9 protein-coding genes are annotated in these 13,212 nt (G+C 70.9%); all 9 read left to right on the top strand.

Annotated features, from left to right (window positions below; genetic code table 11):
* Positions 1 to 45: 45 nt before the first annotated feature.
* The gene (locus tag NS3_RS26310; protein WP_067865160.1) at positions 46 to 297 is read left to right on the top strand and encodes an acyl carrier protein; all 252 of its coding nucleotides are present in this window, start codon (positions 46 to 48) and stop codon (positions 295 to 297) included.
* A complete protein-coding gene (locus NS3_RS26305) occupies positions 294 to 1,181 on the top strand; it encodes a class I SAM-dependent methyltransferase (RefSeq protein WP_067865150.1) in 888 nt (295 codons plus the stop codon). Before NS3_RS26310 ends, NS3_RS26305 begins: the two co-directional genes overlap by 4 nt.
* Positions 1,181 to 2,416, top strand: a complete 1,236-nt coding sequence (locus tag NS3_RS26300; RefSeq protein WP_067865147.1) for a cytochrome P450 — start codon at positions 1,181 to 1,183, stop codon at positions 2,414 to 2,416. The genes NS3_RS26305 and NS3_RS26300 overlap by 1 nt, the downstream gene beginning before the upstream one ends.
* Before the next feature lie 36 nt (positions 2,417 to 2,452).
* On the top strand, positions 2,453 to 4,174 hold the full coding sequence (locus tag NS3_RS26295) for a fatty acyl-AMP ligase (protein WP_067865144.1): 1,722 nt from the start codon (positions 2,453 to 2,455) through the stop codon (positions 4,172 to 4,174).
* 184 nt (positions 4,175 to 4,358) lie between these two features.
* Positions 4,359 to 5,303, top strand: a complete 945-nt coding sequence (locus NS3_RS26290) for a LysR family transcriptional regulator (RefSeq protein ID WP_067865142.1) — start codon at positions 4,359 to 4,361, stop codon at positions 5,301 to 5,303.
* Between the two features lie 73 nt (positions 5,304 to 5,376).
* The gene (locus NS3_RS26285) at positions 5,377 to 7,053 is read left to right on the top strand and encodes an AMP-dependent synthetase/ligase (protein ID WP_067865140.1); all 1,677 of its coding nucleotides are present in this window, start codon (positions 5,377 to 5,379) and stop codon (positions 7,051 to 7,053) included.
* A gap of 104 nt (positions 7,054 to 7,157) precedes the next feature.
* Entirely contained in the window at positions 7,158 to 8,408 is a 1,251-nt protein-coding gene (locus NS3_RS26280; protein ID WP_067865138.1) for an NAD(P)/FAD-dependent oxidoreductase, read from the top strand.
* A complete protein-coding gene (locus tag NS3_RS26275) occupies positions 8,405 to 9,007 on the top strand; it encodes an SGNH/GDSL hydrolase family protein (protein WP_067865137.1) in 603 nt (200 codons plus the stop codon). The genes NS3_RS26280 and NS3_RS26275 overlap by 4 nt, the downstream gene beginning before the upstream one ends.
* A 30-nt stretch (positions 9,008 to 9,037) precedes the next feature.
* Positions 9,038 to 13,212 (top strand): type I polyketide synthase (locus tag NS3_RS26270; protein ID WP_157101549.1); only part of this gene is annotated, 4,175 nt, incomplete at its 3' end.

Below are 13,212 nucleotides of genomic sequence, written 5' to 3'. Positions count from 1 at the left end.
GTCGGGCCGCCGGTACGGCGACGATCTGAGAACGGACGACTCACCATGAACGACAGAACAGAAATCCTGCAATGGTGCCGGGGATACCTCGGCGATGCGCTCGGCGTCGACCCGGAGAGCATCGACCCCACCGCCGATTTCGACCGGCTGGGCGTGGACTCCGTGGTCGCCGTCGCGCTGCTGATGGAGATCGAGCAGCGCTACGGCGTGGACATCCCGCCGGAGGACCTGTTCGCCGAACCCACCCTGGACGCCGTCGTCGGATACGTGGCCGGTCGGTCCGAGCAGGTCGCGTGAACACCGCTGCCTCGGCCGACGGGGCGCGCGCGGCGGCGATCCAATACCACTACGACGTCGGCAACGACTTCTACCGGCTCTGGCTCGACCCGTCGCTGACCTACTCGTGCGCCATGCCCGCACACCCGGGCGACACCCTGGAGATCGCGCAGGACCGCAAGCTGCGCTACCACCTCGACGCCGTCCGAGCCGACCGTGCGCGCGACGTACTCGACATCGGCTGCGGCTGGGGCGGGCTGCTGCGGCGGACTTCCGAGCTCGGTGTGCCGCGCAGCGTGGGCCTCACCCTCAGCGAAGAGCAGGCCGCCCACGTGCGCGGGCTCGACCTGCCGGGGGTGTCGGTCGAGGTGCGCGACTGGCTGCACTACGAGACCGATCGACGTTTCGACGGCATCGTCTCGATCGGCGCCTTCGAGCATTTCGCCACCCCGGACGACTCGAACGCCGACAAGATCGCGGTCTATCGCGAGTTCTTCGGCCGCTGCCGGGACTGGCTGCACGACGACGGCACGCTGTCGGTGCAGACCATCGCCTACGGGAACATGTCCCCGCAGTACGCCAACAGCTTCATCCAGCGCGAGGTGTTCCCGAACGCCGACCTGCCCACCCTGGCCGAGATCACCGCCGCCGCCGAGGGCTTGTTCGAGGTGCGCACGGTGCGCAACGACCGGCTCGACTACGCGTGGACCTGCGAGCAGTGGACCCGCCGGTTGCGCGCGCGCCGCGACGAGGCCGTGGCGCTGGTCGGCCCTGAGGTGACCGAACGGTACGAGCGCTATCTGAAGCTGTCCGCGCTGGGATTCCGGATGGGCAAGATCTGCCTGCTGCGGATCGTGCTCGACCCGTATCGCGACGGCTATTTCGTCGGGCGCCGGGACCTCTGATGGGTCCGGCGCCGGGCGCGGTGGCGCGCTTCAACCCCTTCACCGACGCCTTCCGCGAAGACCCGTATCCGATGTACCGGAGCCTGCGGGAGGGTGCGCCGGTGCACCGGACGATGGGCATGTGGGTGCTCACCCGGCACGCCGATGTGCGAACAGTGCTGCGGGACCGCGGTTTCGCCGTCGACGTGATCCCCGGGATGCTGCGACGGCAGGCCGAGCGGCTGGGAGTGCCCGATATCGACCGCATCGGCCGCCTGGCGCGGACCTCGCTGGTGTTCACCGGCAACCCCGAGCACGCGCGGCTGCGCGCATTGGTCAATCCGGTGTTCACCGCGTCCGCCGTCGCCCGCCTGCGTCCGCGGATCGCCGCGGTCGCCGAAGAATTGACCGAGCAGGCGTGGCGTGACGGTGGAATGGACGTCGTCACCGATTTCGCCGCCGCCCTTCCGGTGCTGGTGCTCGCCGACTGGCTCGGCCTGCCGTCCGGCGTGCGCGGCCACCTCGCGGGCTGGACCCACGACATCCGGTTTCTGCTCGAACCGGGTCTCATGACGGCCCCCGATTTCGAGCGGGTGCGCGCGGTGGTCGACGAGTTCACCGCGGCGCTGCGCGAGGTCGTCGCGCGGCGCCGCGCCCGGCCGGGCGACGACCTCGTCAGCCGGTTGCTGGCCGCGCGGATCGGCAGCGGCGACCGGCTGAGCGAGGAAGAAGTGGCGTGCGTGGCGATCATGTGCTTCGTCGCCGGCGTGGAGACCACGAAATCGTTGATCGGCAACGCTGTGCTCGCGCTCACCACGCATCCGGGTGAACAGGAGCGCTTGCGCGAACGACCGGACCTGCTCGCGTCCGCGGTCTCGGAGGCGTTGCGCTACGACAGTCCGCTGCAGCACACCAAGCGCCGGGCGACCCGCGACACCGCACTGGGCGATCAAGTGATCCGTGCGGGCGATCAAGTGCTGCTGTGCCTGGGCGCGGCCAATCGCGATCCGGCGGCTTTCCCCGATCCCGACACCTTCGACATCACCCGCGACACCGCGGGCCACCTGGCCTTCGGCCACGGATTGCACGGCTGCCTGGGCGCGCCGCTGGCGCAGATGCAGGCCGAGATCGCCCTCGGGTGTCTGTTCGGCCGCCCCGAGCGGCTGGTCGCGGCCACCGCCCGGCCGCAATGGCAGGACCACAGCTTCATCGTCCGCGGACTGCGGCAGTTCCCGATCGCGGTCGAAAGTCGTTGAACCGACCGGTCATCCGGTCGCCGAGAGGAAGATGTCATGTCGGGTATCGAGTTGTTTCCCGAGATCCTGCGCCGCCGCGCCGCCATCCGGCCCACCGGCACGGCCTACGTATTCCTCGACGATCACGGCGCCGAGGCGGCGGTGCTCACCTACGCCGAGCTGGAGCGCCGGGTCCGTGCGGTCGCCGGGCGACTGGCGGACGCCGCCGCGCCGGGCGATCGGGCGTTGCTGATCTTCCCGCCGGGCCTGGACTTCGTCGTCGCGTTCTTCGCCTGCCTGTACGCCGGTGTGATCGCGGTGCCGGTGATCCCGCCGCGCCGGGGCAGGGCGCATCACGCGACCCTCGGCATCATCACGGACAGTGACCCCGCGGTCGTGCTCACCGTGGCCGGGCTCGTCGACGTGGACCTGCCGTCCGAGGGAACGCTGGAACGGATCGCGGTCGACGAGATCGACACCCGGACCGAGGCGATCGCCCCGCGGCCGTGCGCCCCGGACTCGATCGCGTTCCTGCAGTACACCTCCGGGTCGACCGGGTCGCCCAAAGGGGTTTTGGTCACCCACCGGAACCTGATCGCGAATCAGGAGATGATCCGGCGCGCGTTCGGTCACGACGAGTCCTCGACGTTCGTCGCCTGGGCCCCGCACTACCACGACCAAGGGCTGATCGGGAACATCCTGCAACCGCTGTACCTCGGATCGGCCAGTGTGCTGATGGCGCCGGTGAGTTTCATCCGCCGCCCGCTGCTGTGGCTCGACGCGATCTCGCGCTACCGCGCGCACACCAGCGGCGGCCCCAACTTCGCCTTCGACGCCTGCGTCGCGCACGCCGCGCGCGGTGACGTTCCCGACCTGGACCTGAGCAGCTGGGCGGTGGCCTTCAACGGCGCCGAGCCGATCCGCGCCGAGACCCTGCGGCGTTTCACCGAGACGTTCGCTCCCTACGGTTTCCACGAGCGGGCGCTGTATCCCTGCTACGGACTCGCCGAGGCGACTTTGCTGGTGAGCGGCAGCGGCAAGGGCAGGGGGCCGCGCTGGTTCGAGGCCGATCCGGCCGAATTGGGCCGGGGCAGAATGGTTCCGGCGGACCCGGGGCGCAGCGCCGCGACCCTGACCGGATCGGGCCTGCCTGCCCCCGGCGTCGAGGTGCTCGTCGTCGATCCGGCGACCGCCCGGCCGTGCCCGCCGGACCGGATCGGTGAGATCTGGGTGGCGGGCGCGCAGGTGGCGGCGGGCTACTGGCGCAACCCCGAGGCCACGGCGGCCGTGTTCGGTGGCGGTGTCGGTGGCGACGGCGGCGAACGCCGGTTCCTGCGGACCGGTGATCTGGGACAGATCGTGGACGGCGAACTGTTCGTCACCGGACGGTGCAAGGATCTGATCGTCGTGCGCGGTCGCAACCACTATCCGCACGATCTCGAACACACCGCGCAGGTCGCGCACCCGGCGGCCCGCGCGGGCGGCGGCGCCGCTTTCACGGTCGAGGGCCCTGACGGTGAACAGGTGGTGATCGTGCAGGAGATCGACCGCGCCCACCACTGGTCGGCCGCCGCGAGCGCGGAGATCACCGCGGCGATCCGTGCCGCGGTGGTGCGCGACCACGACCTCACGCCGAGCCGGATCGTGCTGACGGTGGCGGGTGCGTTGCCGAAGACGAGCAGCGGCAAGATCATGCGCGGGGCGGCGCGCGCACGTCATCTCGACGCCGGATTCCCCCCGTGGGCTCCGGCGGCGGCGGTTGTCCCGGTCGGACACTGATGCGGGCGGCGCCGTGGGCCCGCATTGTCCAGGCCTTCACCTGGAATCCAGTGCTACACCCGCGACGTCGTCCGGAATTCAGCCGCGCGTCACTATTCCGGCGACCAGGACGCTGTGCGGGTTTCATCGGCGGTTACCTCCCGCCACTAGCGTTGCTCCTACCTTGAATGAAGGAGCAGGCGCAATGGAGTTCCGTCATCTGGTTTCGTTCATCACGATCGCCGAGGAGTTGCACTTCGGCCGCGCGGCGCAGCGCTTGCATCTCACCCAGCCGAGCCTCAGCGCTCAGCTGCAGAAACTGGAGAAATCACTGGGCGTCCAGCTGGTCGCTCGAAACTCACACGAAGTCAAGCTGACTCCCGCGGGCCGGGAGTTCGAGGCGCAGGCCAGGCTGGTCGTCGCCCAGCTGGACCGGGCCGCGGAAGTGGCCAAGGCCACCGCGGCGGGGCGCTCGGGCACCCTCGACGTCGGCTACAACCTGCCGGCGAGCAGACATGTGCTCCCCGCCGCGCTGACGCGGATGACCGAGCGACATCCCGACATCGAGATATCGCTGTGGGAGAAGCGGACCGGTCCGCAGCTGGCCGCGCTCGCCGACGGCACCCTCGATCTCGCGCTGGTCTACGGTCACCCGAGCTCGTCGGCGTTCCGATATCGGCGTCTGCTGCACCGGGTTCCGCTGGTGGCGGTGGTCGGGCGCAGGCATCGCTGGGCCGAACGCCCCGGGGTGCCCTTCGCCGAGCTCGCCGGCCAGAACTGCGTGCTCTTCGCCCGGGACCAGTGCCCGGCGATGTACGACGCGATCTTCCGAGCCGCCGCCGAGACCGAGATCTCCCTCGCGATCACCCACACCGCCGACGATCCCGGCGCCACGGCCCACATGGTGTCGGTGCGTCCGCTGGTCGGCTTCGCCTCGCTGCCGCGCGCGATCTCGATGGGCATGGGCGCGCCGGGCAACAGCTCGGTGGCGGTCAAATTGCTCGACCCCGTCCCCACCCTCGATTTGTACGCGGTGTGGCGGGCGGAGGAGAAGAATCCGGCGGTCGAGATGTTGCTGGAATGTCTGGAATTCTCGGGTTCGGTGCACACCGATACTGCCTCCGTGGTCCCGACGCGTGCCGCTGGATAGGCGATGACATTCGCGCGGTAGAAATCGCGGCCGGACCCGGCAGCCGCGAAACCGGCCCCGCAGAATTCAGTTCGTGAACACAGTTTCCGTGGCCGAAAATGGTTTCGATATAGCGGATACCGAGGGTTTGTACTCGGTGGTCTCGGGCGCCGCGCGGCGGTACCCGACGCGTCTGTCGCTGTGTGGCGCCGATGGCACGCAGCTCGATTGCCCGCAGGTCGACCGCCGGGTGCGCGCGCTCGCCTCGGCGCTGCTGGCACAGGGAGTGAACGCGGGCGACCGGGTGGCCGTCCTGGGGCGCACCGGCCTGGAATGGGCGTTGCTGGACTGCGCGGTGCTCGCGCTCGGTGCCGTGGTGGTACCGGTGTACCCGACGTCCTCGCCGGCCCAGATCGCCCACATCGTCGCCGACAGCGGCAGCGCGCACTTCGCCGCCGAGACCGGCGAGGACGCCGACCTGCTGCGGGCGGCGGGCGCGCGGCAGGTGTGGACCTTCCCGCAGGTGGCCGAATGGTCGCTGGGCGCGGAAAGCCCCGAGCTGGACCCGGTGATCGCGGCGGTGCGCGCCGACGACCCGGCGATGATCGTCTACACCAGCGGCACCACCGGGGTGTCGAAGGGATGCGTGATCACCCACCGCAACATGTTCGTCTCCTCCGCCAACACCGTGCGCCGCACCGGCGACTTGTTCGACGGGACGACGGCGCTGGCGCTGCCGCTGGCGCACGTGTTCGGCCAGACGATCCTGTTCGCCTGCCTGTTCGGCGGCAGCCGTACCCACCTGCTGCCCGCCATCCCGGACCTGGTGCCCGCCCTGCCCACGCTGCGGCCGACCTTCCTCGCGCTGATCCCCTACGGCCTGGAGAAGATTCGCAAGTACTGCCGCACAAAGCTCCCCGGCCCCGAGGAAGAGGATGCCGCGGTGGCGCGCGGGCTCGAGCTACTGCGCGCCGGACAGGTGCCCGAGCCGGTGTCGCATCCGGTCTCCGACGCGCTCGGCGGCCGGTTGCGCGGGGTGATCTCCGGCGGCGCGTCGCTGGACGAGTCGACCATCGGCTTCTACGCCGGGTTCGGCGTGCTGCTGCTCAACTGCTACGGCCTGACCGAGGCAGCCACCGCGGTGACCGTGAACGCGCCGGAGACACACCGGCTGGGCACCGTGGGCAGGCCGATTCCCGGCACCGAGGTCGCCGTCGCCGAGGACGGCGAGGTGCTGGTCCGCGGACCGCATGTCTCGCCCGGCTACTGGGGCGCGGCGGCGGACGTGCCGATGGCCGACGCCGAAGGGTGGCTGCGCACGGGCGATCTCGGCGAGCTCGACGCCGACGGATACCTGAGCATCACCGGCCGCAAGAAGGAGATCCTGGTGACCTCAGGCGGCAAGAACGTCGCGCCCGCCCCGCTGGAGGACCGGGTCCGGCTGCACCCCTTGGTCAGCAACTGCATGGTCGTCGGCGACGGCCGCGACTTCGTGACCGCGCTGGTCACCCTCGACCAGGACCAGGTGGGCCGCCGACGCGCCGCCGATCCCGGCCTGGATCTCGATGCCGAGATCGGTGTCGCTGTCGAGACGGCGAACGCGCTGGTCTCCCGCGCGGAATCGATCCGGGCATTTCGGATCGTCGATGGTGATTTCACCGTCGAGGACGGTCTGATCACCTCGTCGCGGAAATTGCGCCGGGCCGCCATAGAAAAGGCTTACGCGGACGATATCGCCGCGCTTTATGCCTCGCGCAGCGTCGCGCGATAACTGATTTCGATCGGCCGATGAACGACCCCTGCCGGGGTGGTTCGGTCCGTCTTTCGCTCGCAGACTCGAATTCGAAGTTTCTTCTCCCGGAAAGTGATGCGAACATGTACGACGTCATCGTTGTCGGTACCCGGGTGGCCGGTGCGCCGCTCGCCATGCTCCTGGCCAGGAAGGGGTACCGGGTCCTGGCCGTCGACCGGGCCACCTTCCCCAGCGACACCCCCTCGACCCACTACCTGCACCAGGCCGGACTCGGCTTCCTGAAGTCCTGGGGGCTGCTGGACCGGGTCGTCGCGACCGGGTGCCCTCCTGTCCGGCACCTGAACTTCTCTTACACCGACATCGACATCAGGGGCTTCGCCGACCCGTCGGCCGACGGCATCGACGCCGTGTACTGCCCCCGCCGCACCGTGCTGGACGAGGTACTGGTCGATGCCGCCGGTGAGGCGGGCGCCGAGATGATCCAGGGCTTCACCGTGACCGAACTCGTCTTCGACGGCGACCGGGTGGCAGGCATTCGCGGCAGCGTGGCGGGCGGCGCCGAGCAGGAGTTCCGTGCGCGCCTGGTGGTCGGCGCCGACGGCGCGAACTCCGTGGTGGCCAAGGCGGTCGGCGCGCAGACCTACGAAAGCTCGCCCGGGTCGTGCTTCATCTACTACTCCTACTACGAGGGCGTGGACTGGGGGATGCAGCACCGCACCGGATTCGGCGAGCAGCAGTTCGCCGGCTGGCCCACCAACGACGGCCTGACCCTGGTGGCGGTCATGCGCAAGCGCGACCGGTTCCGCGCCTTCCGCGCCGACCCCGACGCCGGCGTGCAGGAGGTCGTCGAGCAGGTCGATCCGGAACTCGGCACGCTGCTGCGGGAGAAGGGCACCCGCGTCGAGCCGTTCCGGCCGATGCTGTACCCGGACAACTACCGTCGCCAGTCGTTCGGTCCGGGCTGGGCGCTGGTCGGCGACGCCGGCTACCACAAGGACCCGTTCACCGGCTGGGGCATCACCGACGCCTTCAAATACGGTCAGCTGCTGGCCGATCTGGCCGATCAGGGCCTGTCCGGCGACCGTCCGATGGAGGAGGCGCTGGCCGAATACCAGCGGGAGCGCGACGCCCAGAGCGCCAGCACCTTCGAGCTGACCCTGAGCATCTCCGAGCTCACCCTGACCCCGTACTACGACTCGGTGTTCCGGGCCACCAGCATGGACCCGGACTACATCAAGAAGTTCTTCGGCCTCATCGCCGGCATCTACCCGCCGGACAAGTACTTCGGCGAGCAAGAGCTGGCCGAGCTGTACGAGAAGGTGAACTTCCCCGCCGAGGCGCGGCACGTCAGCAAGGACGGGGTGACCGCGTGACCGCCGCGCTGATCGCCCTCGGCGACAGCTTCGTGGAAGGGCGCGGCGACACCGCGCCGGGCGGCGGCTACCGCGGCTGGGTGCCGCGCCTGGGCGGGCAGCTCGGCCTGCGGCCCGCCGCCGTCCGCAACCTGGGCGAGCACGGGGCGACCACCTCGGCGGTGCTGGAAACCCAGCTGCCGCGGGCATTCTCGGCACGCGCTTCGCTCTACGGGGTGGTCGTGGGGGTCAACGACCTGGTCAGCGACTTCCACGAGACCCGGTTCGAGCGCAATCTGCGGACCCTGTTCACCACTCTGCGCGCCACCGGCGCGACGGTGTTCACCGCAGGCTACCCCGATATCCCCGCCCGGCTGCCGGTGCCGCCGGGCATGCGCGCCCTGCTGCGCGAGCGGTTCGCCTTCGCCAACACGGTGCTCGACACCGTCACCGCCGATACCGGCACGCTGCGGCTCGATCTCGCGGGCGATCCCGCCTGGGAGCGCCCCGAGGTGTGGACCGCCGACGGCCTGCATCCGGCCCCGCTCGGCCATCACCTGTTCGCCGTGGCGGCCGCCGATCTCATCGCCGCCCACACCGCGACCATCGTCGCCGCCTGAGATACCCGCTCGGTCCGAGAGGAACGTTCCGTGACAGAGGACAGACGCCTGGCCCGCGACCCGATTGCCATCGTCGGCATGTCGGGCCTGCTGCCGCACGCGCGCAACCACCGAGAGTATTGGCAGAACATCGTCGACGGTGTCGACTGCACCACCGAGGTCCCGGCTTCGCGCTGGAGCCTGGAGGACTACTACGATCCCGACGCCACGACACCGGACAAGACCTACTCCCGGCGCGGGGCCTTCCTGCCCGACATCGAGTTCGACCCGCTGGAATTCGGTCTGCCGCCCAACCAGCTCGAGGTCACCAGCACCATGCAGACCCTCAGCCTGGGGGTGGCGCGCGACCTGCTCGCCGATGCCGGCGCGACCGGCTCGTCCTGGTACGACCCGAGCCGCACCGGCGTGGTGCTCGGCACCACCGGACCCGTGCCGCTGATGCACCCGCTGGCCGCGCGGCTGTCCACGCCCGTGCTCGAGGAGGCGGTGCGCTCGGTCGGCCTGACCCAGCGCGATGCCGAGGCGGTCGCCGCGAAGTACGTCGCGGCGTTCGCGCCGTGGGAGGCCAACTCCTTCCCCGGCCTGCTGTCCAACATCACCGCGGGCCGCATCGCCAACCGGCTCGGTCTCGGCGGCATCAACTGCACCGTCGACGCCGCCTGCGCGGCCTCGCTGGCCGCGCTGCGGACCGCGATCGCCGAACTGCAGGACGGCCGCGCGGACATGATGATCACCGGCGGCGTGGACACCGAGAACACCATCTTCATCTACCTGTGCTTCAGCAAGGTCGGCGCGCTCTCGGCGTCCGGGCAGATCAAGCCGTTCGGCAGCGACGCCGACGGCACCCTGCTCGGTGAGGGCATCACCATGCTCGCGCTGCGCAGGCTCGCCGACGCCCAGCGCGACGGGAACCGGATCTACGCGGTGATCCGGGGCCTGGGCTCCTCCAGCGACGGCCGCGCCAAGAGCATCTACGCCCCGCGCGCGGGTGGACAGCGGGTCGCCCTGGACCGCGCCTACGCCGACGCCGAGATCTCGCCCGCCGACATCGGTCTCATCGAAGCCCACGCGACGGGCACACCCGTGGGGGACAAGACCGAGCTCACCGCGTTGAAAGAGCTGCTGTCCGACGCGACCCCCGAACCCCGCTTCGCCGCGCTCGGCAGCGTGAAATCCCAGATCGGGCACACCAAGGGCGCGGCGGGCACCGCCAGCCTGATGAAGCTGGCGTTCGCGCTGCACCAGAAGGTGCTGCCCGGCACCATCAACGTGAGCGCCCCCAACGCCGAGATCGCCCCGCCCGACGCGCCGTACTACGTGAACTCGCGCACCCGGCCCTGGATTCGCGACCCGCAGCGACCGGTGCGCCGTGCCGCGGCCTCGGCCTTCGGCTTCGGCGGCACCAACTTCCACGTGGTGCTCGAAGAAGCGGACTCCGGCCGCGAGCACCAGCGGGTGCTGCACCGCACGGCCCGCGCGCATCTGTGGCACGCGCCCGACGTGGCCGGCCTCATCGACGCCGTGCGCAGCGTCGCGCCGGTCGACGGCGGCGCCATCCCCGAATCACACGCCCGCATCGGCTTCGTCTCGGTCGACGACGAGAACGCCGAGCATCTGCGCTCGCTGGCGGTGGACGAACTGGTCCGCAATCCCGATGCCGCCGCCTGGGACCATCCCGAAGGGGTCTATTACCGCGCCGCGGCGCTGCCCGATCGCAAGGCGGGCGCGCTGTTCGCCGGGCAGGGCAGCCAGTACGTCGACATGGGCGCCGAGGCCGCGATGGCCCAGCCCGCGGTCGGCGCGGCGTTCGACGCCGCCAACGAGGCGTTCGCCGGCGAACCGGTGCGGCTGTCGTCGGTGGTCTTCCCGCCGCCCGCCTTCGACGAGGCGACCGCGGCGGAACAGGAAACTGCGCTGCGCCGCACCGAATTCGCCCAGCCCGCGATCGGCGCGCTGTCCGCCGGGCAGTACGCGGCGTTGCGCGAGCGCGGTTTCCGCGCCGAGGGCTTCCTCGGGCACAGCTTCGGCGAGCTCACCGCGCTGTGGGCCGCGGGCGCGCTGAGCGGCCCCGACTTCTTCGCCTTGGCCAAGGCGCGCGGCGCTGCGATGACGCCGCGCGCGGGCGTCGAGGCGGGCACCATGGTGGCGCTCAACGCCTCGATCGAGGTGGCGCGGGAGATCGTCGACGGCATCGACGACGTCTGGATCTGCAACCACAACGCACCCGACCAGGTGGTGATCGGCGGCGGCGCCGACGGTGTCGCCGCCGCCGTCGCGGTGTGCGCCGAACGCGGTGTCGCCACCAGGGCGCTGCCGGTTTCGGGGGCCTTCCACACCCCCTACGTCGGGCACGCGGTCGAGGACTTCGCCGCCGCGCTCGGCGAGATCACCCTCGGCGCGCCCGACGCGCCCGTGTACGCCAACAGCGCAGGCGCCCGCTACGGCGAGGACAGCGCCGCCAATCGCGCCGTGCTCACCGGGCAACTCGGTCAGCCCGTCGAGTTCGTGGCCGCCCTCACCGCGATGCGCGACGCGGGCTGCACCGTGTTCGTCGAATTCGGCCCCAAGCAGGTGCTGACCTCGCTGGTGCGCCGCACCCTCGGCGACGACGTGATCGCCATCCCCACCGACTCCGGCCCCATCGGCAACAGCGATCTCGCGTTGACCAGGGCCGCCGTGCGGCTGGCGGTGCTCGGCTTCGAGCTGGCGGAGATCAACCGGCACGTCGCGCCCGAGCCCGCCGTCGCGGCTCCGAGCCGCCGGATGACGGTCACCATCTCCGCGCCGGAGTATGTGCCGCAGACCCGCCGCGCCGCCTACGCCGCCGCGCTCGACGACGGCTACCGGGTGAGTGTGGGCAGTGGCGCGCGCGACGATACCGCGGGTTCGCTCGGCTCCGCGGGTTCGCTCAGCTCCGCCGGCTCGCGCGGCTCGGCCGAGGCACACAGCGCACCGGGGGCGCACGATCCGGCTGAACGGCAGCGTCCTGCGGCCGTGCAGCAGGACGTGGCGGCCTCCCACGGGACGGTGGCATCGAACAGCGCGGTGACATCGAACGGCGCGGTGGGCTCGGTACACGCCGGAACGCCCAGCGGTGCATCGCCGGTCGCCGGGCAGGTCGTGCAGGCAGCGCCTCGTCCTCCGGTGACGGCACCCGCTGTGCCGGGGGCTCCCGCAACTGTCGCTCTCGCGGCCCCTGCGGCAGGCCGTGCGGCCGACGTCGCGCCGTCCGCTCACCCGTCTTCTTTCGAGAACCCGCCCGCCTCCTCGGCTTCCACCGACACATCGGAGACCTCCGTGTACTCGACATACCCCGCGCACCCCGGTGCGAACGACGCGCCGGACAGCGCGCTCGCCCAGCACCTACGCACCCACCACCAGTTCCTCGACGGGCAGTTGGACATGGCGCGCGCACTGGTCGGCGCCCTCGACGGCGGCGTGCTGGACGAGGCGACGCTGCGCGCCATCGAGGCCGTGAAGGATCACGGAATCGCCATCAGCGCCAGCCACACCCGCGCCTCGGACGTCTTGGCGCAACTGGCCGAACTCGAGGCCGGGTTCGCCCGCCCCGCCGCGGTGCGCCACACCGGCTCCGCGCCCGCGCCCGCGATGCCCGGATTCGAGCGGCAGGCCGCCGTGCCCGAGCACCGGCCCGAAGCGCTCCCGACCGCGCCCGGCGGGCAGGTCTCCAACGGTGCGGCGCAGGACTCGAACGGCCACGTCGCGGCGGCAGCGAGCGACACCAACGGCACTGCGGCAGAACATGATTCGGTGACCTACGAGCGCAGCCCCGCTCCTGCTCGCGAAACGAGCGTCGCCCCCGCCCCCGCCCCCGCCGCTCCGACTACCCGCAGCATCGCGACGAACGGCGCCGCGGAGTCCGCGCAGACCGAGATCCAGTCCGTGGAATCGCTGCGGCAGGCGTTGCGTGAGGTGGTCGCGGCGAAGACCGGCTATCCGGTCGAGATGGTCGACACGGGAATGGATCTGGAAGCGGATCTCGGTGTCGACTCCATCAAGCGGGTGCAGGTGATCGGTGCCCTGCAGGAACGATTCCCGAGTCTGCCGAATCTGGGCCCGGAGCAGTTGGGCACGCTGCGGACGTTGGATCAGATCGCCGATCTGCTCGGAGCGACCGGCGCGGCCACGACTTCCGGCGATGTGCCGGCTCCGGTCGACAGCCCGGCCGGGAGTGCGCAGTCGGG

This window comes from Nocardia shimofusensis NBRC 100134, assembly GCF_001613125.1.
Taxonomy (GTDB): domain Bacteria; phylum Actinomycetota; class Actinomycetes; order Mycobacteriales; family Mycobacteriaceae; genus Nocardia; species Nocardia shimofusensis.
Note: the sequence above shows the minus strand (reverse complement) of the source record. Positions and strands in the feature narration are given on the sequence as shown.